This window comes from Ochrobactrum teleogrylli (assembly GCF_037482325.1).
GTDB lineage: Bacteria > Pseudomonadota > Alphaproteobacteria > Rhizobiales > Rhizobiaceae > Brucella > Brucella teleogrylli.
This window is the reverse complement of sequence record NZ_JBBHKQ010000002.1, coordinates 430,615-453,086: the sequence shown is the minus strand read 5'-3', so window position 1 is coordinate 453,086 and position 22,472 is coordinate 430,615. Positions and strand designations below refer to the sequence as shown.

Genomic DNA, 22,472 nt, shown 5'->3' with positions numbered 1-22,472 from the left:
GTGCGCAATGGGCTTCCATTGGACTCTGCTAATAACTTTTGCGCGCGGCAAACCGTCGGGTGCCAAGCGGCATCCTCCATACCTGATGGACTGCATCAATCTTGCCCTTCTTCGAGCAGTGAAAAGTTGTTTCAGGCAAGCGGAATTCTGAATTCCAATCTGAACACGAGCGGTGCCGTTGCCCTCAAGATGTCCGTAACCTTGGATCAGAAGAAACCGCTCAAAACGCTGCCCGTGTCCAGAATCTTTAAAATATTCGTATTGACCGTCTTGATACACCAGTTCCCTTAGCTACTCTCACTGTGCAAGCGGTACAGAGAATGAGTTCTAGCCACCGCTTATAGCGCTGTAATCGCGAACTTGATCTGATCGAAGCTTTCGGTATCGACCGTTCTTGCGGTCAATGAGTTCGGCATGGCTGCCCTGTTCGGCAATCTTACCGTCTTCGATCACTATGATGCGATCAGCATTGACGATGGTTGCAAGCCTGTGCGCTATCACCAGCGTCGTGCGGCCCTGCGACAGTTCGGCAAGCGATTGCTGGATGGCGCGTTCAGTCTCGGTGTCGAGCGCGGAGGTCGCTTCATCAAGGATCAGAATCGGCGGGTTTTTTAGGAAAATGCGTGCGATGGCGAGACGCTGCTTCTGTCCGCCCGATAGTTTCACGCCACGCTCGCCAATGACTGTGTCCAGACCATTCGGAAGTGAGGCGATCATCGTGTCGAGCCTTGCACGGCTAGCCGCGTCCAGGATGTCGGCTTCGGTGGCGTCGAGGCGTCCATAGGCGATGTTCTCACGGATCGTGCCGGCGAACAGGTAGACATCCTGTTGCACGACGCCAATGTTAGAGCGCAGGGACCTCAAGCTCATGTCGCGAATATCTGTGCCATCGATGCTGATCGCGCCACCTGTCACCTCTTAGAAGCGAGGCAAAAGCGAGCATATCGTTGTCTTGCCCGCGCCCGACGAGCCGACGAAAGCGACAGTTTCTCCGGCGCGGATGGAAAGGTTTAAACCATCGAATAAAGGTGTGTCCGAATTGTAGCCGAAGCGAACATTTTGATAGTCAATGTCACCAGTCAGCCTCTGGATGGAGCGCGCCTTTGGCCGGTCTGCAATATCGGGTAACGTATCCAGGAACCGTGTATATCGCTGAAAGCCCGCAATGCCCTTCGGGTATGTTTCAATGATCGCATTGATCTTGTCGATCGGTCGGAAGAATACACCCACCAGAAGCAGGAAGCCGACGAAGCTGCCCGCCGACAGTTCGCCGCGCACCACGAACCATGCGCCTGCCAGCATCACAACGACCTGCACGAAGCGCGTTGACAGGTAGGACAGTGACATGGATGCCGCCAGAGCCTTGTAGGTTTCCAGCTTGGTTGTCAGATAGTTTTGGTTGTTCTCTGCAAACAGTTTCCGTTCATGATCCTCGTTGGCGAAGGCCTGCACCACCCGGATACCGCCGCCGCTTTCCTCAATGCGGGCATTGAACTCTGCCACACGTCCGTAAAGCGCGCGCCAGGTTTTGGTCATACGCTTGCTGTCACGAGTGGAAAAGATCGCAGTCACGGGCACGATGGTTGCGGTGATCAGCGCCAGCGGCACATGCACCGACATCATCAAAATAAACGCGCCGATCAGAGTCATGAGCGCGATGAAAAGATCTTCCGCGCCGTGATGGGCGACCTCGCCAATCTCCTCGAGATCCCTGGTTAGTCTTGCGACAAGGTGGCCGGTTTTCTGGTTGTCGAAGAAACCGAAAGAAAGCTTTTGTAGATGGTCGAAGGCTTTCCTTCGCATTTCGGTTTCGATCTTGAGACCAAGCATATGGCCCCAATAGGTGACGATAACCTGAAAACCAGCATTGACCAGATAGATCAGGAACAGGCCGAGAGACGCCAGCGCAATCATGCCCAGCTGGTTGGTGGGAAGCAGGCGGTCGATGAATAGCGTTACTACGATCGGAAAGGCCAGTTCCAGTAGTCCGGCTACGACGGCGCTGGAAAAGTCCAGCACGAACAGCCCACGGTGTGGCCTATAATAGGATGCGAAGCGTTTTAACAGGCCAGCCAAACCGGATCCCTTTCGTTTGGTGTCTTGCAGTAAATGTTGCGAACAACGGTATGGTCCGACAAATTTTTCCGGTGGAAGCTGATTAAGAAGCCGTGTTTGGTGTGGCCGGAGATCGTGATGCGCTTGTCTTCATGTTCCCTCTCGGTACGATGAGCGGAGTACCAGCGACTGGATCGGGGATGACCATGGCTGGCAATCCGAAAACGCGTTCGACCAGTTCGGCATCGACGATGTCTGCCGGGGCGCCCTCTGCTAGGACTGCGCCGTCTTTTATGGCGATCAGGTGCGTGGCGTAGCGGCAAGCATGATTGAGATCATGCAGCACCGCGATGATTGTTCGCCCCCTCTCATTGAGATCGGCCAGAAGATCAAGCAGTTCGATCTGGTAGGCGATGTCAAGGAAAGTGGTCGGCTCGTCGAGCAGAAGGATCGGCGTTTCCTGCGCCAGGACCATTGCAACCCATACGCGTTGACGTTGGCCGCCGGAGAGTTCGTCCACCGGTCGACCAGAAAGTTCGGTGACACGGGTTGCCGCCAGTGCGGCGTGTACGGCTGCCTTGTCTGCTTACCTTGGGACACCGACACTCCTTAGGGCCGGTCAGATCAAGAACTGCCGTTACCGCTGGCGGCGACCGCAACCTTGTCATTATTCAGGCTGAAGCTCTCGCGGGTGACAACCAGAATGATGGCCAGAATGATCGCTTCCATGATCGCGAAGGTCAGGAAAGCGCTGACAAAAGACCCACCAGAAACCTTGATGACCACGCCCATGACCCAGGGCGAAATGAAGGTCGCAAGGATGGCGAAAATCTCGGCATAGCCAACCGCTGCCGTCGCCAGTTCTTCCGGATATTTTTCGCTGAGAAAAGCGAAGATCGCGCCGCCGCCGAAAAGCGCCACGCCACTCAAAAGCGCCATCAGGATGAGCCAGCCAAAGCCAAGCGGTATCGCCATGCCGAGGGTGAACATTGCCGCGACGAGAACGGCGAGCACGGTTCCGAACTTGATCATCCCCGTTTTGTTCAGGCGGTCGGCGGCGTAACCGCCAATGACGAGAAACACGACCTGCGACAGCCCCATCAAGGTGCCGATCAGGGCCGCGTCTTCCACCGGCATCTGATGCACGGCGATGTAACCGGGAATGACCCAGGTGGCAGTTCCGGCAATGGCCATTGTGCAGGCCGAAATGCCGAGGCTGCCGACGATGATCCATTTCGAGCGGAAGATGCTGGCCAGCGATGCCGTGGAGGTCTGCTGTTTTTCCGGTTCCCAGCGAAAATCCTTGAAGCCGATATGGGCGGGATTGTTGCGGGTGAAGAGCAGCACGCCCGCCGCCGTCACCAGCGTTCCGATGGCGAGAATGGCGAAGAAGGTGCGCCAGCCATAGGTGATGGAAAGCGGAATGCCAATCGCGAAGTCCAGCGTGATTGCAAGACTATAGGCCGCGAGGATCAAGCCGATCATGCTGCCGCGCCGCTTCTGCGGGAACCAGCCAATGATGAGTTTCATATTACCGAGGAAGATTGCTGCATCAAAGAAACCGATGAACAGGCGGAGGGCAATCAGCTGGGCGTAGGTCTGGACATAGACTTGCGCCACCATGCCGATGGCGGTGCAGAACAGGCCGATCAGCAACAGCGACCGCGCATTCATGCGACGGCTCAATTGCGACCAGACAATCATGCCGAGACCATAGGTCAGCGCGAATATCCCCTGCGCCAGACCGGCCTGCGCGGAATCGAGCTGAAGTGTTTCCGAAATGAACGGTATCACCGCCGCAAAGGCGTACCAGTCGGCGGCGAGAAACATCTCGCATAACAGCGCCAGCGCCAGCATGCCCCATTGCCAGCGCTTTATTCTGGATTGATCGAAGTCCGATAGGCTTTCCCATTGCATGGTCTGGTTCCCCTTATTTTTACCTGCAACTTCATGATGCTCCCAGGCGGGAGCGTGCGGTGCCCAATGCTTGAAGACGGACCTCAGACCGTCGACAGGAAATCGCGCACAAGTGTCGCCGCTGCTGGCGTCTCTTCAAACAGCAGATGGCCGGTCGCGTCGAGCGTCTCCAGACGTGCGCCACTGATCCCGCGCTTCCATTCTTCGGCATATTCCGCGGGGATAACCCGGTCTTCCTCGCTCCAGAGGATCAGGGTCGGCATATTCAGCCGGTGCAGCCACTGGCCAAGTTTTTTATTGCCGCGCCCATCGGTCGCGTGGACCCGCGCCAGCGCGCCCATTTCGCGGCCGAGCGCTGCATCGAACCGGCTATCGGGCGCAGATGGAAAATAGCGGAGTGCGACTGCCGGATCATGCGTGAGATGGGCAGGGATATCGGCTGGCGCGACTTGAAACAGATCAGGAAGAGGGATTGCCGGAAGATCGAGTCCGGCAGGTGCCGCGAGAAACAGCGCGGTGAGCCTGTCCGGCTGCCTGATCGCGTATTCGGCTGCGATCCAGCCCCCCAGCGAAAAGCCGCCAAGGCCGAACTGATCCAGCCCCAACGCATCGAAGAAATCCATGTAATGGAGCACATAATCGCCGATCTGCACGATATCGGCATCATCGTCGCTTTCACCGAAATTGGGATGAAACGGAATGATGAGCCGGTTTCGCGACGCAATGTCGGTTAGGCTGTTAAAGCCGGGAAATGTCCCGGTTCCGTGCAGAAAAACGATGTCCTTGCCTTCACCCTTCACAAGATAAGTGATGGTTTTGCCTCGGATTTCGACCGTGCGCTTTTCAAAACTGCTCGAGTAATTCAACATCTTTCCACCTTATGCCGCTGGCTTGGTGTGACTGGACCAATTGTTTTCTTATCTGGTCGACGGCGCTGTCGATCCGCTCTTCGAGGGCCGGAGGCAACAGCCCGTCCGGTTCCAGTTCCGCCGAACAGGCATAAATACCGGTTGCGACGGTTCCGGCTTCGAAAAAGCCGAATAGCGGACGCAGATGATGCTCGACGACCAATGCGTGACGATGCCCGCCGCCCACAGCGCACAGCACGGTCGGGCGACCGCGCAGCGCCAATGGATGCACGAGATCGAACACATGTTTGAAAAGACCGGGATAGCTTCCCTGATAGACCGGGCAGCCGACGATCAGAGCATCGCAATGCTCGATCTCCGAAATGAGGCTTTCGGACTGCCGGTCCAGTGCCTTGCGATTGACGGTAAACAGGTTCGGCCCGGCATGGGACAGGTCCAGATGCGTGACCGACACATCGTCTTCCGCTTCCAGCCTTGCGGCAATCGCTTGGGTTAGCCGGTGAACTTTCGTCGAGCGATCACACCCCACGAAGCTGACAATATTTCGCGTCATGGCTGGTCTCAGTTTTCGCTGATGCCGAAAACGGTCCATCGCGCATCGGGTCCAGGCAGACCGAGCAGACCCTTGCCGCATTCCTCCACGACCTGGTCAGCGAGCAGAATATGCTGGGTGCCGGAATGGATATCGCGATAAAAGCGCTGCATGGCCGTGTTGTGCAGCGATGCACCGCGCGCTGCACGATGCGCGAACGTCGCCACATCGGAAACGATATCATGCATATAGCGCAGCGAGAGCTTCACCATCGTCATCTGGTCGAGCGACGGAATACCGCCGGATGTGGTGGTCTGTGAGACATCTTCCCATGTTTCCATAGCAAGTGCTCGCGCCGCCCGATAGCGGGCTTCCGCATTGGCAAACTGGAACCGCAGACTGGCGCTGTCCGCACTCTTGCCGAACGGGTCCTGCCGCTGGCGGATCACCTTGGCGAGTTCGTCGAGTATCCGGCGACCAACGCCAATAGCCCAGCTCGTATGGGTGAGGGCGCTGTAGCCCGCCAGCCCGAGATGGCCCTGCGTCTGACCGCGTTTCGGCGCGGATTGCGTGAAACTATAGACCATGGAATCCGGCACGAAGAGGTCTTCGTCGGTTGCCAGCGTGTAGTCGAAGCTGCCGGTCGCGCGCAGGCCCAGCACATCCCAGTTGCCGAGGAGCTGAATTGTCGAGCGCGGGTGATGCGCGACGATGATCTGTGGTGCGCCAGTTTCGTCTTTCAGCAGCGCTTTGCCGCTCGGGTCCTTGGGATCGAGCAGGAAACAGCCGGAATGAATCCATTCCGCGTGAAAGATGGAGCTTCCATAGGCCCAGTTGCCGCGGATCATGTAGCCGCCATCAACCTTGCGGGCGAAGCCGCGCGGCACGCCGTTGCCTGCGATGGTGACATCGACGCCATCCTTGAAGACATTGGCAATCCCCTCATCGTCGAGGTAGATCGCCATGGTCGTGCCTTCCATATTGTTGACCATGGTGCACCAGCCAGACGATGCATGGGCATAGGAAAGCGCGGACATAATCTTCATGGCATCGATGGGCCGCAGTTCCGCGCCGCCAACCTCCTTCGGAAACAGCATCGTGTAGAAGCCGCCCCTGCGCATTGAGTCCACGACGTCATCATGCATCCGCCCGAGTTGTTCCGCTTCTTCCGCCTTTTCTTCAATCAAAGGTAGAATGGCTTGCAGGCGGTCGTTGAAGCCCTGAATGACTGCGGAATAGTTGTCGGCGGTGTGAGCCCGGTGCACGCTGGTATCCAAAACGGTTCCCCTTGATTTAGTCGTTGTAAGCGGGAATGATACGAACAAGAGCGGGAACAAACATTCCCCCCGAATGGGGGGCTTGGGAATTCGGGAGATAGAATGCCCAGGGAAATACTATCGATAGACGAACGGGTCTCTGCAGCGCTGTCTGTTGCGGAGAGCCGTAATTATGACGATTTTACAATAGCTTGCGATTATTTTGCCGCGCATGTATTGCGCGTGCGTTCGCTTGGAATTTATTTGCTGGAGAATAATCGGCCGCGCCTTTTTCACAGCATCAACACGCCCACAGGCTTTCTTCTCGAATATCAGAACGGTCTGGCAGATTCAGATCCGATGATTGCAGCCGTGGTGCAGAATGCCAGCGCGGTGGCGGGCTCGCGATTGCCCCAGAATGCAGCAGGCAATGTGCCGCTGATGCGAACGCTGCTCTATCGATGGAATTACAATGATAACTTGTGCTGTCCGATTTATGTCGGCGGCAATATTCAGGCACTGATTTATGCCGCTGGTTTCGAGATGCATGCAACGCAGCTTGAAGAGCAGGTTTCATTGTTGTGCCGCTCGTCGGCGCTTGCCTTGCGCAACATTCAGGAAGGGCGTCCGGCGAAGACGCCCGGCGCCAATCTGACCAGCCTTTCTCCGCGTCTTTCGACAGTCGCCCGGTTGCTGGCGGCGGGCAACACCAACAAGCAGATTGCACGGCATCTGGAACTTTCGCCCCATACGATAAAGGATTATGTGGATGATCTGATCAAGCGTTTCGGTGTCCATAACAGAACCGAAGTGGCCGTGATGATCAACCGCATGAACGGCGGGACGAAAGCCGAGCAAGCCAGCTTTGCTTTGTCAGGACATGAACAGCGTGGCCTTCCGATAGAGCATTTCTGAGAACGCTTTTGGCGCTGTCACGGACAGAGAAATTGGAGGGCGCGCTTTAACCCTCCTCAACGAACACCTCGTCGCGTTTCTTGCGTATTGATGGAAGCAGCACGACCACGAGAACCGTTGCGGCTATGGCGAGCAGAATTGCGCTGATTGGCCGGGTGAAGAAGGTTGCCGGGTCGCCGCGTGACAGGATCATGGCGCGACGCAGATGTTCTTCCAGTAACGGTCCGAGCACGAAGCCAAGCAACAGGGGAGCCGGTTCGCAACGCAGTTTAGCCAGCAGATAGCCGATGAAGCCGAAGAAGGCGACCGCATAGAGGTCGTAGACATTAGAATTGACGCTATAAACTCCAATGGCACAGAAGGTCATGATAATGGGGAACAGCACATAATAGGGCACTGTCAAAAGCTTCACCCACAGCCCGATCAGCGGCAGATTGAGGATGATAAGCATGAGATTGCCGATCCACATCGACGCGATCACGCCCCAGAACAGGGCGGGCTGCTCTGTTGCAACATTCGGGCCCGGAACGATACCCTGAATGATCATGGCGCCGATCATCAATGCCATCACCGGATTGGCCGGAATGCCGAGCGTGAGCATGGGAATGAAGGATGTCTGTGCACCGGCATTGTTGGCGGATTCCGGTCCTGCAACGCCTGCAATCGCGCCTTTGCCGAATTCCTCTGGCGTCTTGGAGATGCGCTTTTCCACGGTGTAGGAAGCAAAGGAGGCGAGAATGGCGCCGCCGCCTGGCAAGATTCCAAGCGCTGAGCCGATGACCGTTCCGCGCAGGATCGGGGCTGCCATGCGTTTGAAATCGTCTCGTGTCGGCATCAGCCCCGTGACCTTCGCCATCAGCACTTCGCGCGAATGTTCGCTTTCAAGATTCCGCAGAATTTCGGCAATGCCGAACACGCCGACCGCAACGGCTACGAAATTAAGGCCGTCGGCATATTCGGTAATACCCAGCGTGAAACGCGGCGCGCCGGTGTAGATATCCGTACCGACAAGGCCAAGCAGAAGTCCTAGAACGACCATGGCCAAAGCTTTGATGATAGAACCATGTGCCAGCGCTACGGACGAAACCAGCCCCACGACCATCAGCGAGAAATATTCCGCCGAGCCGAATTTCAGTGCGATTTCAGTCAGCGGCGGAGCGAAGACCGCCACCAGAAAGGTAGAGACTGTACCGGCGAAGAATGACCCGATTGCCGCGATTGCAAGCGCTGCACCCGCGCGCCCACGGCGCGCCATCTGGTAGCCGTCGATGGCGGTCACAGCGGATGAGGATTCTCCCGGCATGTTGATGAGAATAGCGGTTGTCGAACCGCCATATTGGGCACCGTAATAGATGCCTGCAAGCATGATCAGTGCGGAAACCGGGTCGCCGATCTGAAACGTGACCGGAAGCAGCATGGCGATGGTGGCCGTGGCGCCGATGCCGGGCAGAACGCCGATTAGCGTGCCGAGGAGTACGCCGATGAGGCAAAAGCCGAGATTTGCCAACGTCGATGCGGTTGAAAAGCCAAGCGCGAGATTGCTGAAAAGTTCCATGCTCATGCCCCCTTAGAATGGCCACCAGGGCCCGAAACGCTGATAAGGCAGCGCGAGCGCATAGCTGAACACAATGACGGAGAAGACCGTGATCGCAGCAGCAAGAATGATGGCTGCGACCGGCCTCATACGCATTGAGGCGAAAGAGGCGATAAGGCAGGTCAGGAATAGCGAAGGGACAAAACCGAGACCACGAACGGTCAGGCCGAAGAATATCGGCGCGGGCAGAATGAAGAAAAGGCCGCGCCATGCGATTGGGCCCATGGGCTCGCCGGAGACCCGGGTAGCCTGGATGAGAATAACCAGTCCAAGCAGGATCAGGACACCGGACAGGACAAGCGGGAAATATCCCGGTCCCATGCGAAGCGATGTCCCTAAGTCAAGACCCAGCGATTGATAGGCAAAAAAAGCGCCGGTCAGTGTGAGAAGGGCACCGCACAATCCGTTGGTCGGATCAATTGATAGTTTCCGCGAAGGCTCGTTCATGGGCCAATCATCTTTCGGATTTGCCGTTGAAAGGGCTATGCCGGTGGTTCGGCATGTGAAGTCTGTCCTTTATCCCGGTGGCTGCGGTTTTAACGCGCAGATGCGGGAAACGATACTAGTGGTCTGATTCCAACATTTGCATCCGTTGGTTCACGCGCTGAGCAAATGTTGGAATCAAAAAGACCACTAGCAAGTATGTGTATCTAGTGGATTTTTCGAATTTGACGTTTGAAACAGCATCTATGTCAGCCGGGATTCAAACGTCAAATTCAATCCACTAGAGGCGCGTTAAAAGACGCGCCTCTAGTATTTGCCCTATGGTCAGTCTGCGTATTGCCCGGCAGCTTCGATGACCGGCTTCCACCGCGCGACTTCGGACTCGAGCTTGGCCTTCAATGCGGCTGGGGTTGCATCGGAGTCCGATGACGGCTTCGTGCCCAGTTCCGCGAAACGGGCAACCACATTCTGATCCTTCAGGGCCAGTTGAAGCGATTTCGACAGTCGCTCGGTAATGTCAGTCGGAGTTCCCTTGGGTGCATAAATGCCGTGCCAGATACCAACTTCCATACCGTCCAGACCAGCTTCCTTGGTTGTCGGAAGGTCTTTCAACACGTCCAGACGTTCAGGGGATGTCACAGCATAAGCCTTGATCGTGCCGGCCTGAATCTGCTTCGTCGTGTTGGTCGTCTGATCGCACATGATGTCCACCTGACCGCCGAGCAGATCGGTCATAGCCGGGCCCGTTCCCTTGTAAGGAACTGTGACGAGCGGAGTTTCAATCGCGCTCATGAAAAGCATGCCGCAAAGATGCGATGCTGCGCCGATACCGGCATTGGCCACTGTCACGGTGTCCTTGTTGGCCTTGGCGTAATCGATCAGTCCCTTGAGATCGGTGGGTTCAAGATCCTTGCGCGAAACAATGGTCATCGGAACTTCCGTGACAAGGCCGACATATTCAAAGGCATTCAGCGTGTCATAGGCGAGCTTGCGATAGAGCGTGGCGCTTGTGGCCATGCCAATATGGTGCAGCAGCAGCGTATAACCATCCGGATCGGCGGTTGCGACACGGCCTGCGCCAAGTGTTCCACCTGCGCCGCCGACATTTTCGACAATGACCTGTTGTCCAAGATCCTTGGACATCGATTCCGCGACAAGTCGCGTCACCGTGTCTGTCGGTCCACCGGCAGCGAATGGCACGACCATAGTGATCGTTCGTTCCGGATAATTTTGTGCGTGCGCGGTGAAAGCCGCAGTGGAAATAGCGAGTGTTGTCGCCAGAGTGGCGATAAGCTTTATCATAGTGTCCTCCCAGACTATGTTGCGACGGGCGAGCCCGCATTATGAATTTAGTTCCCCACGCCTCTTCGGGCGCTTCGGGTAATCTGATGCGATATTATTCAGTCACTGCAATGAAATGCTTATGCACTGACCTTTCTCTTGAATCGGCGCAACTATCCGTTGCTGTTTAAAGTGAATGTAGATGCATCCCGGCGGATTGCCAATGCCCGGACTTCAATGAAAGCGCTTATACTACCAAAGTCTGGGTAGCCTGTTCCTCGCGCTTGGACATCGCATCCATACATTGTCTTGCAGACGTGCAGGAGAACGACACTGCCTTCTATTCGTCCGCACCGTTGCGAAGCAGTAATGAAAGAAGAGATGGCACCGAGCGGGTTTTCAATGTTAATCACATTGGCGGGTCTGGTATTTGTGAATCTTACGCAAATCTATTGCTCGTCGACGCGATTGCTTCGATCCGCGACAGCGAAAACATGTGCATTCTGATGGTTGAGCAGAACGACCTGCTTGACGATCCTGCCATGCGAAAGCTCTATCTCGGTGCAGAGATAGAAACGGGTGCCTGAAACATACTTTCCAGACAGCTGACCTATTTATCGGAGAAGGGGCTTTGGCCCCTTTTCACATTTGATCAAAGAAACAGCGACAGCGCGCCGTCGTTTTTGATCTCTTCCATAACGGCATAAGTGCGCGTTTCACAAACGCCCGGCCAGGCGAGGACAATCTCCCCCAGAAAGCGCCGATAGGACGCCATATTCGGCAGCCTCGTCTTGACCAGATAGTCGAAGCCGCCAGCAACCATGTGGCACTCCAGCACTTCCGGCGCAAGTCGCACAGCGCTTGCAAATTTCTCGAACACATCCGGAGTTGTTTTATCCAGCAGGACTTCAATGAACACCAGCAAATCGAAGCCGATCAGAGCCGGATCGAGTCTGCAACCGAACCCAGTAATAAAACCGTCGCGCTGGAGACGGCGGAAGCGGTCGCTCATGGACGTTTGCGGAATGCCAAGCCGATGGGCAAGGTCACTATTGGTGATACGACCTTCAGATTGCAGGACCGTCAATATACGACGATCCGTCTTGTCGAGATCAGGCAAACTTTTCTCTCCGATTTACCGGCTTGCTTGCATTTACGAGCGTGATAGGGCGATTGGCGGTGGCTAATTGCCCGCCAATAGAGTTACAGGAATCACAGCGGCTCGATGTTGAAATATGACCACCAGCCCTTATCGAACGAGCGTTCTCGGATTGATCATTCAATTAGTTCAATGGATCAATCGGGCGTTGTTTATTGGAATTTTTTTCTAATTTAACATATATATGCGACATAGCTGAAATTTTCCCGTTATTTTTCGATGTTGATGGTTGAAATATCTCATATATTTATGAGCTTTATATAATTATTTTTAAATAACACTCATCTCTTCGAATTTGGCAGGGAAATATACTTCATTGTCTCCGCCACCAAAGCCTCGAACGCAACAAGCTTTCAGTGGTGCGGGGGTAGGCCCCCTTTTGACGGGCGATCATAGAAGTCAGTCCGGGGACGGGCGTCGCTCGCGATTTAGGTGATGCTAAGCACATTATCAAAATAGTATTTAAGAAGTATCTAAAATTAAGGCGTTTGTATTTATTAACAAAAAATGTACTAAAAAGCCGAGCTATTAACGGTTACACCTCCTGCTTCCACAGTTGATTATATTTTAGAAATATACAGAAATTTGGAATTTGAGACGACCATTGGGGCGGCCCAAATCGGGGAGAATGGCTGTGCTGAAAAAGCGTTCTTCGGCTTCAATCGGGGTGGAATTATGAAGCTAAAGGGGGACTGTGAATGATCGCACCTACAGCATCTTTGGTGAATCGCCCATCGCATGGGTCTGAGAATTCCTTTGGTACTTTTGATGCAAATCTGAATGCACGTAGCGTGCTCATCCGTGGTGGCCGAGTGGGTAAGTATAAGGGCATCGTTGGCGGAATAGCGCCTTGTGAAGCAAGTTTTGCGCTGTCTCTATCTGCTTTAGCAGCCGTTTCAGCGGCTGTGTTTGCATCACTCTTTGTTTGGTCGTCGCCATCCTTGGCAGGTAACTGCGTCCCATCGGGTTCTGGGACCTGGACCTGTTCTGGCCCTGCTTCTGGCACCGGAAGTGATCCATCGGTTGGTATCTCATCCTCTCCGCATATAACGATTGTCACGCAGCCGGGATTTGGCCTTTCGACCGGCGCCGACCCGGCCCTTATCGTCGACTCAAGTGGCGGAATAAGCATAACGGACCAGAATGCTTCTTCCATCACGTCCTCTGGTGGCCGCAGCATTGATGTCTACAATGATGTTTCAGGCGACGTCTCGATCACGTCGAATGGCAGCATAACCGGCACTGATGCTATTTATATCGCCAACGCTGGCGCGGGTTCCACTAGTGTTACAACCTCGGGTACCGTGACCGGCACAGCCAACCACGGCATCTCCATCGATAATTACAGCGATACAACAGATCTGACCATCAGCCAGACAGCGGGAACCATCACTAGTGCGAAGGATGGGATTCATACATCCCATTATGGAACCGGGGTAACGATGATCACCGTCGCTGGTGATGTGAACGGCGCGAGTGGAAGCGGCGTATGGGCGGCAAACGAGGGTGCCGCGACAGACATCAGCGTTGTGCAGACAGTCGGAACGATCACCGGTGCGACGGATGGGATTTACACTGTTAACAACGGTATTGGATCAACGGTGATCAAAGTCACAGGTGACGTGAAAGGCGCGGGCGATAACGGTGTCTGGGCGAACAACCGGACGACCGCGACAGACATCACCATCACCCAAGCAGCCGGTAGCACGATTACCGGTTATACGCATGGCATTCGCGCCGATAATTGGGGCGCCGGCGCTATATCGATAACGACCGCCGGGATTGTAAACCAGACCCAGACTGGTGCGTTTAATAGTGACACCTATGGTGTCTATGGCTACAATGGAGCATCTGCGACGGATATTGTCCTTATGCAGACAGGGGGATCAATCTCCGGCAATTGGTACGGCATGTATGCCAATAATGAAGGGACTGGTTCTACGACGATCGTCAGTTCCGGCGATGTCACGGCCATCGAAGTGGCTGGTCTTTATGCTGTGAATAAGAGCACTGCGAAAAATATCATCGTCAACCAGACATCGGGAACGGTAAAAGGCGGTGAACATGGTGTTTTCGCGAACAATATGGGAACCGGTTCGACGACAGTTACATTATCCGGCATTGTGACTGCTTCCGGTGGTTCCGGTGTCCATGCAACCAATGGCAGCAGCGCCACCGACCTGACTGTACAACAGACTGCGGGTTCAATTACTGGCAGAACTGGTATTCTGGCTTGGAATCAGGGCTCCGGCGCGACGTTGGTCAGCGTCGTTGGTACAGTGGCCGGCGGTGCGGGCGCGGGTATCCAGACGATAGCAGCAAACGGTTCGACCATCGATATTGCAGCTTCGGCAACAGTCAAGGCAACATCCGGGATCGCCATTCGGGATGGCGGTGTTACTGGTAATCCGACCGCGTCGGATACGGTCGGCGGCAATGTCATCGTCAACAGTGCTGGCACTATAACCGGTGATGCGATCCTTGGCCTTGGCAACGACACCTTCAATCTGGCTGGTGGAAGCTATGCCGGTAATATTTACGGCGATGACAGGGACGACCCTCAGAGCAATGATGGTATCGCCAACCATGAAGGCAATGATACGTTCAACTGGACGGGTGGCAAACTGACTGGTGGTTTCTACGGTCAGGACGGTTCCGATATCGCAACAGTGAGTGCATCGACCTATGATGGGTCGCAGGTGCTTGACGGTGGCGATGACACCTCCGTCGCCGATGGCATGATCGATACGCTCACGCTCAAGGGTGTGACTGCGACCACGAATGGCGGCAAGATCACCAATTGGGAAATCGTCAAGCTGGACGGTGCCAATCTGTCCATTGATAATGGTGCATGGCATGTCGGTGAACCGGATGAAGGAACAACCGGTGTGTTCCTGAACAGTGGTTCTACGCTTGACGGCATGGCGTCGCTCGACTTCGACGGCAATATGACGATTGATTCACGCTCGACTTTTGTCGGTACGGGCGACGGAGCCGGGGTTTACGCGTTCAGCGGCGATGTGACCAATGCCGGAACCATCACCACGGTCGATAATGCCGTGGGCGATGTTGTGATCATCGGTGGAAATTACAACGGCAATGGCGGACAGATGCTGTTCGATGTTGCGCTCGGTGATGACAACTCCAAGACGGATATGATCATCGTCAATGGCGATACATCGGGCACGACGAATGTTAGCGTCAACAATGTCGGTGGAACCGGCGCGCAGACCAATGAAGGTATCCGTATCATCAAAGTGAACGGCGCTTCCAATGGCTCGTTCTCGCTCATCGGCGATTATACGGTTGGTGGCAAGCAGGCGGTCGTTGCGGGCGCCTATGCCTATCAGCTCTATCAGGGTGGCGCTTCAACGCCGACTGATGGCAACTGGTATTTGCGTTCGCAATTGACCGATGTATCCAATCCATCAACAACGCCGACTGCGCCGCTCTATCAGGCCGGTGTTCCGACCTATGAAGCCTACCCGCAGGCATTGCTTGGCCTGAACGGCGTGCCCACCTTGCAGCAGCGCGTTGGCAATCGTTTCTGGGCCGGTAATGGCAACAAGGTCGTCGCGCAGGGCGCCGATCCGGTCGGCACACCTTATGCCGCTCCCGAAGAAGCTGGTGTTGCGATTGAAGGCAATGGTGTATGGGGCCGCATCGAAGGCGCCCATAACAGCATCGAACCGCGTTTCTCGACCTCTGGCACCGATTACGACCAGAACGTCTTCAAACTTCAGGCCGGGATTGATGGGCTGTTGACTGAAACGGAAAGCGGCAAGCTGATCGGTGGCGTCACAGTCCATTACGCCCATGGCAAAACCGACACCAATTCTGTTTATGGCGATGGTGAGATCAAGACGGACGGGTATGGCTTTGGCGGCACGCTGACCTGGTATGGCGAGAATGGCTTCTATCTGGATGGTCAGGGCCAGGTGACCTGGTACACGAGCGATCTCGACTCTATTCTTGCCCGCAGGAATCTTGCCGATGGCAATGACGGCTTCGGTTATACGCTGTCGCTGGAAGGCGGCAAGCGCATAGCCATCGATCCTGTATGGTCCGTCACACCACAGGCTCAGCTGGTCTATTCCAATGTCGACTTTGATGCGTTCACCGATGCATTCGGCGCACGTGTCAGCCTCGACCGGGGTGAAAGCCTGCAGGGCCGTCTCGGCCTGACGCTTGACCATGAGAACTCATGGCAGAATGACAAGGGCTTGCTCAATCGCACCCACGTCTACGGCATCGCCAATCTCTATTATGAGTTCCTTGAGGGAACCAGGGTCGATGTCCAGGGGGTAAGCTTCGCCAGCCGTAATGACCGTGTATGGGGCGGTCTGGGGATCGGCGGAACCTATAACTGGGATGATGATAAGTATTCGATCTATGGCGAAGGTCTGGTGAACACCAGCCTGAATAACTTTGGCGACAGCTATTCTGTCAAGGGACAGGTGGGCCTGCGCGTGAAGTGGTAATAGGGTCGTTTTAGCCGGTCCTGAAAACCCGAACTGTGATAAAGCCGCTGTCGATCCGCGATGTGATTGGCAGCGGCAACTTGTATTCTTTCAGCATTGCCAGCGCCATGAGAGAGTCCCTCCGCTCATTGGATCACGGTTAGTCCAAACGTTCGCGGGTGCTCAGCGACAACTCTTTCAAGATAATTGCGCATGAGGTCGCTCCTGCATCTCACGCCCCCAAGGATCTTTCGCCAAGGCGGCTTGCTCTGCCGACTTTGGCCACGAGATTGATTGTGGAATCGCGGCCCCTTTCGGCCGCTTCAACGGAGGCGTCAATGGCCGGGACAAGTGTGTCCAGCCGAGTCTTGTCGCCGACTTTGGCCGGACCAATGGACTGAGCGCCCTCCAGACCTCCGTGCAGCATGTGGCTGAATCAGTTTGGGTCAATCTTATCGGAACCATCAGGCTTTTCCGCGAATGCGGTGAACATCACACCGTAAAGCGGTCTCATCGAGCCGAGACGATGTGGACCACCGTGAACAACGGGATTAAACTCTTGTAATTTTAAAAATACAGTTGTAAATGTGCCAAAGATCTTAATGTGCGGAGCGAAATTCATGGCGTTTCGCACATCGATTTGCGGGCAGGTGAGGTTGCCTGGCCTGATTTTGCTTAGGGAGGAATCTAATGAAAAAATTCGCTACTTTGCTGGCGCTTGCCGCCTTTGCATTGCCGACTGTCGCAATCGCGCAGGATGTGCCGGGAACGACGAAGAAGGATAGCTATCGCTTCGTTATCGTGCCGAAGGTCGTTCATCCCTGGTTCGACAAGGTGAATGATGGCGCGCAGCAGGCCGCAGCAGCGCTCAAGGCGCAGACTGGCGCGAATGTTGAAATCGTTTATTCCGCTCCGCAGAGCGCGGATGTCGTACAGCAAAACCAGATCATCGACAGTGCGCTGGCAACCCGTCCTGACGGTCTGGCGCTGGATCTGCTCGACCCGTCTGGCAATCGGGCATCCCTCGAAGAAGCGCAGGGACAGAAGATTCCCCTCGTCCTGTTCGATTCCGTGCCGCCGGAAGGCATGGCTATTACTCATATCGGTTCCGACTTCTGCGAGCAGGCAAAGATCGCCGCGCGCCGTCTGGTCGAGGTGCTTGGCGGTGAAGGCGAAGTCGCGATCATGATGGGCGTGCCGACGGCGCCTAATCACTCCATCCGCGCCGATTGCCATCGTCAGGTATTCGCCGAGCATCCGGGAATCAAGGTTGTTGCTGAAGGCATCGACAATGACAGCATCGAAACCGCTCAGCAGCAGGCAGCCGCAATCATGCAGGCCAACCCAAATCTGAAGGGCTGGGTCGCATCGGATGCCGCAGGTCCGATCGGCATCGGTCAGGCTATTGTCGAAGCTGGCAAGCAGGGCAAGGTCACGCTCGTCGGTCTCGATAACCTGCCGGAAATGCTCGACATGATCCGCAACGGCGTTGCTGACAGTTCTTCGGCATCGCAGCCGGAATTGCAGGGCTACTGGTCGGTCATGGTGCTCTGGGCCCAGGCAACCGGCGCTCCGGTGCCGGGCTATATCGATACCGGCAACGCATTCCTGACCAAGGAAAACGTGGGTAACTAATCCCACCGATCACGCTACAGGAGCGCGGGGTTTTCTCCGCGCTTCCTTTGTCCAATGCTGTCCAGGATGTCCCTCTATGGCTTATCTTGAAACGCGCGGCCTCGGCAGGGATTTTCCCGGTGTGACCGCTCTGGATGGGGTCGATCTCCAGATTGAGCTCGGACGCACCCATATTCTTGCTGGCGAGAACGGCGCGGGTAAATCCACCCTCGTGAAAATTCTGACCGGGACCGATCACGCATCGCGCGGTCAGGTTCTGATCGATGGGCGCGATCCTGCGTCCGATCCGACGCTCTATAAGAATGTGGCCTATGTCCCGCAGGAACTGACTCTGTTTCCGCAGATGAGCGTAGCCGAAAACCTGTTCATGCCATTCAGCCGGACAGGTCATGGCGGTTTTTTGGTCAATCGCACGGCGTTGATGGAAGAGGCCAAGACATATCTCGACCGATTCGGTATCGAAGCGCATCCGCATCAGCTGGTTGCCAATATATCGGTATCCGACCAGCAGCTTTTGCAAATTGCGCGGGCCTGCACCAATTCTCAGATGAAGGTTCTCATTCTGGACGAACCGACATCGTCACTGACGCGTGTCGAGGTGGAGCGCGTTTTCAAGGTTATTCGAAGCCTGCTCGATCGTGACCATGCGATTGTCTTCATCAGTCACAAGATGGATGAAGTCTTCCAGATCGGTGATGATTACACGGTCCTTCGCAATGGCACAAAGATTGAGAGCGGCAAGATCAGCGACGTGACGGAGGCGGATCTCATCCGCGCCATGTCTGGTCGCGATCTCGCGCTGGACGAGCATTTCCGACCGACGGGCGAGATCGGCGCGCCGATCATGGAAGTTCGTGGACTTTCGGGCCCGCGATTTGAAGACGTCAGCTTCGATCTGCGTAAGGGCGAAATTCTCGGTTTTGCCGGACTGGTCGGCGCTGGGCGTTCGGAAGTCATGCAAACCATCTTCGGATTTCTCAAGGCGCGCGCCGGAAGCGTGACGGTCGAAGGCAAGGATTGGGCATTGAACGACACGTCGCGTTCCGTGGCCGGCGGCATGCTTTATCTGTCGGAAGAGCGCAAGCATCACGGAATTTTTCCGCTGTTGTCGCTGCGCGAGAATATCGGTCTGTCGGTGCTTTCACTGACCAGCGGCTCGCTCGGCATCAATGACCGCCGCGAACGTAACATTGTTCAAAAAATCATTGACGATTACGGTATTCGCACCTCCGGCATGGGCAAGCGCATATCGCAACTTTCAGGCGGTAATCAGCAAAAGGCGATTATCGGGCGCGCCATGGCAACGCGGCCGCGCGTGCTGATCTTCGATGAACCGACCAAGGGCATCGATATCCGCACCAAAACCGAAATCTATCGGATCATGAAGAATCTGGCCGAGGAAGGCGTGGGCGTCATCCTGGTTTCCTCGGAACTGAACGAACTCAAGAAATGCGCAAGCCGTATCATCACCATGCACAACGGGCGCATTACCGGCGAATACGACGCCACCGAAACCAACAATGAAACACTCGTAGGCGCGATCTTTGGAACAGAGGTAAAAGCCGATGCAAACTAAACCGCTTTCCAACTTGATACGCACGCCGCTTGCAGGCGTCTTCTTTGCCCTGCTGGTGATTTTCGTCCTGTCGGCGGTGATTTCGCCCTATTTCCTGACGCCATATAATCTTTCCGTCGTCGCACGCGGATTGGCCTTTGTGGGTCTCATCACCATTGCCCAGTCGATGCTCATGGTGTTGGGAGAACTCGATCTGTCGCTCGGCGTCATCGGCGGACTGTGCGGCGTCGTCTCCGGCATCCTGATGGTCAAATTGGGAATCGAGCCTTATACCGCCATGCTGTTGGCACTGTGTCTCGGCGCTTGTCTTGGCCTGCTTAACGGCTTGCTGGTCACCGTTCTTGGCTTGCATTCGCTGGTTCTCACCATCGGTACGGCGGGTATTTTCGGCGGCGCTAATCTGGTGCTGACGCGTGGTGTCGCGATTACCGGCATACCGCGTGAGGTACAGTTTTTGGGACGTGGCGACCTCTTCGGCGTTCCGGTGCCGTTTCTGGTGATGATCGCCGCACTTCTGGTTGCAACCTTCGTAATGCTGAAAACGCCGTTCGGTCGCTATATGTATGCCATCGGCAACAATCGCGACGGTGCGCGTATGCTGGGTATCCGCGTCAACAAGGTACGCCTTCTGGTGTTCGTCGTGGCGGGCGCCATTGCGGCACTGGCTGGCGTGTTGATGGTGGCGCGTCTGGGAACGGCGCAACCCTCCATCGGCGATAGCTGGGTTCTGGCCCCGATTGCAGCCTCTGTCATTGGTGGTGTCGCCACCACGGGTGGCATCGGCAGCCCAATTGGAGCGATCCTTGGCGCAGGTATCATCGCCATCATCGAAAACGTCATCGTGCTGTTTGGCGTCTCGCCGTACTGGCAGGGGATTGTGTCCGGTGCGATTGTGGTTCTCGCTATTTCCTTTGATGCAATCTCGCGCCGCTATCTGCGACGCGATGCCAACTAAATCCGCCGCTGAAGTTTGATGAGAGATACGAACATGAATGAACAGGTCAGAACCAAAAAGCTGATTAATGCGCCGGAAAACATCATTGCGGAATTGATTGAAGGCATGGTCGGCGCTCATCCGGATATGCTGCGTGTCGAAGGCGAGACCGGTCGTGCCGTGGTGGCCGTTGATGGTCCCCGCGACGGCAAGGTTGGTATCGTTGTGGGTGGGGGCTCGGGACATGAGCCTGCCTTCGCCGGTTATGTCGGACGCGGACTGGCCGATGCCGCAGCGGTTGGCAATATTTTTGCCTCGCCATCGCCATCGCATATTGCTGAAGCGGCGCGCGCGGCAGATGGCGGTGTAGGCGTTCTCATGCTTTACGGCAATTACACCGGCGATGTGCTCAACTTCACAATGGCAGCGGAAGAGCTGGCGCAAAGCGGAATGGATGTGCGTCATGTGGCTGTTGCCGACGACGTGGCCTCCGCACCGCTTGACCGGAAGACGGAACGGCGCGGCATTGCGGGTGATTTCTTCGTCTTCAAGGTTGCAGGCGCTGCCGCGGATCTCGGTGAACCTCTGGCGCGCGTTGAAGCACTGGCGCAGGCCGCGAACGACGCGACCCGCTCGATGGGTGTTGCGCTGAGCCCATGTTCCTTGCCACAGACCGGCAAACCGAATTTCACCATCGGCGACGAGGATATGGAAATCGGCATGGGGCTGCATGGCGAGCCGGGTATCCGTCGCGAAAAACTTGCGCCTGCCGATGCTGTCACCGACGAATTGATGGCGTCCATTCTGGAAGAACTGGCCCTCAAGCGCGGAGACCGGGTTGCGGTTCTGGTCAACGGACTTGGCGCGACATCGCAGATCGAGCTCTATCTGGTTTTCCGCCGCGTCAAGCAGTTGCTGGATGGCAAGGGCGTGAGCATCCATGCGTCCTGGGTGGGCGAATACGCAACATCGCTCGAAATGGCTGGCGCTTCCATTACGCTGATGAAGCTCGACGATACATTACAGGCGCTGCTCGACCATCCGTGTCACACGCCTGCGCTGACGGTCGGTGCCGTGCAGCCCAAGGAGCGTCTGGCCAGTCGCAGCCATAAGGTGGAGCATGCCGCAGAAACTCGCGATCCTGCCCACGACGCGCCGCGTGAGTTGATCAAGGATGGTGATGTGACGCCAGCCATTTTCAAGATCATGATGGCCAATGTCGGCGAGCAAATCATCGCCGAGAAAAACTGGCTATCGGAGCTGGACGGCGTTATCGGCGACGGCGATCATGGCATCACGATGGAAATCGGCTGGAAGGCAGTGCAGCACGCGCTGGAAGACGCGCCGGAAGACGAAACCATCGAAGCCATCTGCAAGCGCATGGCCAAGGCGTTTCTCGATGCAGTGGGCGCATCCTCGGGGCCGCTCTACGCGACGGCATTCCTGCGCGCTGGTACTGCGGTCAGCAACCGGTTGAATCTTGATGGTGCGGGCATGGCCGATTGGCTGGCAGCGGCGTGTCAGGGCATTCGTGATCGTGGCCGCGCCGAGCCGGGCGACAAGACTATGATCGATGCATGGGTTCCGGCTGTGGCTGCCGCTGCGGAAGCCGCAAAGCAGGGCCGCTCGACGCTGGATGTCCTCCTTGCGGCCCGCAAGGGTGCAGAGGCTGGTATGCAATCGACGGCTGCCATGGAATCGCGTCGCGGTCGTTCCGCAAAACTCGGTGAGCGTTCCGTTGGCCATATCGACCCCGGCGCAGCATCGACATTTGTGACGCTGCGCGCCATGGCGGAAGCTTTGCAGGCATCCGCGAAGAAGTAAGCAATTGCTTGTTATTGGGGC

General features: G+C 55.9%; 15 protein-coding genes and 3 pseudogenes. 7 read left to right on the top strand and 11 right to left on the bottom strand.

Annotation, left to right across the window (positions count from 1 at the left end; translation table 11 throughout):
* Window positions 1-327: 327 nt before the first annotated feature.
* The 6 genes and pseudogenes from WIX40_RS19695 to WIX40_RS19670 all read right to left on the bottom strand — a co-directional run bounded on the left by WIX40_RS19695 (window position 328) and on the right by WIX40_RS19670 (window position 6,638).
* Window positions 328-2,076: pseudogene (locus WIX40_RS19695) on the bottom strand (ABC transporter ATP-binding protein).
* A gap of 82 nt (window positions 2,077-2,158) precedes the next feature.
* Window positions 2,159-2,638, bottom strand: a pseudogene (locus WIX40_RS19690) (ABC transporter ATP-binding protein); the annotation flags it as partial.
* A 41-nt stretch (window positions 2,639-2,679) separates the two neighbouring features.
* Window positions 2,680-3,972 (bottom strand): MFS transporter, encoded by a 1,293-nt coding sequence (locus WIX40_RS19685; RefSeq protein WP_339441592.1) that lies wholly within the window; start codon window positions 3,970-3,972, stop codon window positions 2,680-2,682.
* 83 nt (window positions 3,973-4,055) lie between these two features.
* Window positions 4,056-4,841 carry an alpha/beta fold hydrolase gene (locus WIX40_RS19680; RefSeq protein ID WP_339441590.1) on the bottom strand — a complete coding sequence of 262 codons (786 nt, stop codon included), beginning with the start codon at window positions 4,839-4,841 and terminating at the stop codon, window positions 4,056-4,058.
* The gene (locus WIX40_RS19675) at window positions 4,816-5,394 is read right to left on the bottom strand and encodes an NAD(P)H-dependent oxidoreductase (protein WP_339441588.1); all 579 of its coding nucleotides are present in this window, start codon (window positions 5,392-5,394) and stop codon (window positions 4,816-4,818) included. Before WIX40_RS19675 ends, WIX40_RS19680 begins: the two co-directional genes overlap by 26 nt.
* 8 nt (window positions 5,395-5,402) lie before the next feature.
* A complete protein-coding gene (locus WIX40_RS19670; RefSeq protein ID WP_339441586.1) occupies window positions 5,403-6,638 on the bottom strand; it encodes an acyl-CoA dehydrogenase family protein in 1,236 nt (411 codons plus the stop codon).
* 114 nt (window positions 6,639-6,752) lie between these two features.
* On the opposite strand from WIX40_RS19670, the gene WIX40_RS19665 reads away from it, so the two are divergent.
* Window positions 6,753-7,544: a LuxR C-terminal-related transcriptional regulator gene (locus WIX40_RS19665; protein WP_339441584.1), complete on the top strand. Its 792-nt coding sequence runs from the start codon at window positions 6,753-6,755 to the stop codon at window positions 7,542-7,544.
* A 46-nt stretch (window positions 7,545-7,590) separates the two neighbouring features.
* Here WIX40_RS19665 and WIX40_RS19660 read toward each other — a convergent pair whose 3' ends face one another.
* The 3 genes from WIX40_RS19660 to WIX40_RS19650 all read right to left on the bottom strand — a co-directional run bounded on the left by WIX40_RS19660 (window position 7,591) and on the right by WIX40_RS19650 (window position 10,884).
* Entirely contained in the window at window positions 7,591-9,099 is a 1,509-nt protein-coding gene (locus tag WIX40_RS19660) for a tripartite tricarboxylate transporter permease (protein WP_140025867.1), read from the bottom strand.
* A gap of 12 nt (window positions 9,100-9,111) precedes the next feature.
* Complete coding sequence (locus WIX40_RS19655; RefSeq protein ID WP_339441583.1) at window positions 9,112-9,585, bottom strand: tripartite tricarboxylate transporter TctB family protein; 474 nt, start codon at window positions 9,583-9,585, stop codon at window positions 9,112-9,114.
* A 321-nt stretch (window positions 9,586-9,906) separates the two neighbouring features.
* Complete coding sequence (locus WIX40_RS19650; protein ID WP_339441582.1) at window positions 9,907-10,884, bottom strand: tripartite tricarboxylate transporter substrate-binding protein; 978 nt, start codon at window positions 10,882-10,884, stop codon at window positions 9,907-9,909.
* Between the two features lie 296 nt (window positions 10,885-11,180).
* On the opposite strand from WIX40_RS19650, the gene WIX40_RS19645 reads away from it, so the two are divergent.
* Window positions 11,181-11,450 carry a hypothetical protein gene (locus tag WIX40_RS19645; RefSeq protein WP_339441581.1) on the top strand — a complete coding sequence of 90 codons (270 nt, stop codon included), beginning with the start codon at window positions 11,181-11,183 and terminating at the stop codon, window positions 11,448-11,450.
* Between the two features lie 65 nt (window positions 11,451-11,515).
* On the opposite strand, the gene WIX40_RS19640 is transcribed toward WIX40_RS19645, so the two are convergent.
* Window positions 11,516-11,983 (bottom strand): Lrp/AsnC ligand binding domain-containing protein, encoded by a 468-nt coding sequence (locus WIX40_RS19640; protein ID WP_339441579.1) that lies wholly within the window; start codon window positions 11,981-11,983, stop codon window positions 11,516-11,518.
* Window positions 11,984-12,720: 737 nt separating this feature from the next.
* Between WIX40_RS19640 and WIX40_RS19635 the strand changes: the two genes are divergently transcribed.
* The gene (locus tag WIX40_RS19635; protein WP_371834159.1) at window positions 12,721-16,503 is read left to right on the top strand and encodes an autotransporter outer membrane beta-barrel domain-containing protein; all 3,783 of its coding nucleotides are present in this window, start codon (window positions 12,721-12,723) and stop codon (window positions 16,501-16,503) included.
* A gap of 139 nt (window positions 16,504-16,642) precedes the next feature.
* Here WIX40_RS19635 and WIX40_RS19630 read toward each other — a convergent pair.
* Window positions 16,643-17,002: pseudogene (locus WIX40_RS19630) on the bottom strand (dihydroxyacetone kinase subunit L); the annotation flags it as partial.
* A gap of 170 nt (window positions 17,003-17,172) precedes the next feature.
* Between WIX40_RS19630 and WIX40_RS19625 the strand changes: the two are divergent.
* The 4 genes from WIX40_RS19625 to dhaL all read left to right on the top strand — a co-directional run bounded on the left by WIX40_RS19625 (window position 17,173) and on the right by dhaL (window position 22,451).
* Complete coding sequence (locus tag WIX40_RS19625) at window positions 17,173-18,117, top strand: substrate-binding domain-containing protein (RefSeq protein WP_339441576.1); 945 nt, start codon at window positions 17,173-17,175, stop codon at window positions 18,115-18,117.
* 76 nt (window positions 18,118-18,193) lie between these two features.
* Entirely contained in the window at window positions 18,194-19,693 is a 1,500-nt protein-coding gene (locus WIX40_RS19620; protein WP_140025748.1) for a sugar ABC transporter ATP-binding protein, read from the top strand.
* Window positions 19,683-20,648 (top strand): ABC transporter permease, encoded by a 966-nt coding sequence (locus WIX40_RS19615; RefSeq protein WP_339441574.1) that lies wholly within the window; start codon window positions 19,683-19,685, stop codon window positions 20,646-20,648. The genes WIX40_RS19620 and WIX40_RS19615 overlap by 11 nt, the downstream gene beginning before the upstream one ends.
* 18 nt (window positions 20,649-20,666) lie before the next feature.
* Window positions 20,667-22,451: a dihydroxyacetone kinase subunit DhaL gene (gene dhaL, locus WIX40_RS19610; RefSeq protein WP_339441573.1), complete on the top strand. Its 1,785-nt coding sequence runs from the start codon at window positions 20,667-20,669 to the stop codon at window positions 22,449-22,451.
* Window positions 22,452-22,472 lie beyond the last annotated feature (21 nt).

Bases quoted from the DNA above. Each gene is read 5' to 3' on its own strand.
- WIX40_RS19615 (WP_339441574.1), top strand. From the start codon at position 19,683: ATGCAAACTAAACCGCTTTCCAACTTGATACGCACGCCGCTTGCAGGC.
- dhaL (WP_339441573.1), top strand. From the start codon at position 20,667: ATGAGAGATACGAACATGAATGAACAGGTCAGAACCAAAAAGCTGATT.
- WIX40_RS19620 (WP_140025748.1), top strand. From the start codon at position 18,194: ATGGCTTATCTTGAAACGCGCGGCCTCGGCAGGGATTTTCCCGGTGTG.
- WIX40_RS19685 (WP_339441592.1), bottom strand. From the start codon at position 3,972: ATGCAATGGGAAAGCCTATCGGACTTCGATCAATCCAGAATAAAGCGC.
- WIX40_RS19665 (WP_339441584.1), top strand. From the start codon at position 6,753: ATGCCCAGGGAAATACTATCGATAGACGAACGGGTCTCTGCAGCGCTG.
- WIX40_RS19680 (WP_339441590.1), bottom strand. From the start codon at position 4,841: ATGTTGAATTACTCGAGCAGTTTTGAAAAGCGCACGGTCGAAATCCGA.
- WIX40_RS19625 (WP_339441576.1), top strand. From the start codon at position 17,173: ATGAAAAAATTCGCTACTTTGCTGGCGCTTGCCGCCTTTGCATTGCCG.
- WIX40_RS19650 (WP_339441582.1), bottom strand. From the start codon at position 10,884: ATGATAAAGCTTATCGCCACTCTGGCGACAACACTCGCTATTTCCACT.
- WIX40_RS19635 (WP_371834159.1), top strand. From the start codon at position 12,721: ATGATCGCACCTACAGCATCTTTGGTGAATCGCCCATCGCATGGGTCT.
- WIX40_RS19660 (WP_140025867.1), bottom strand. From the start codon at position 9,099: ATGGAACTTTTCAGCAATCTCGCGCTTGGCTTTTCAACCGCATCGACG.
- WIX40_RS19675 (WP_339441588.1), bottom strand. From the start codon at position 5,394: ATGACGCGAAATATTGTCAGCTTCGTGGGGTGTGATCGCTCGACGAAA.
- WIX40_RS19655 (WP_339441583.1), bottom strand. From the start codon at position 9,585: ATGAACGAGCCTTCGCGGAAACTATCAATTGATCCGACCAACGGATTG.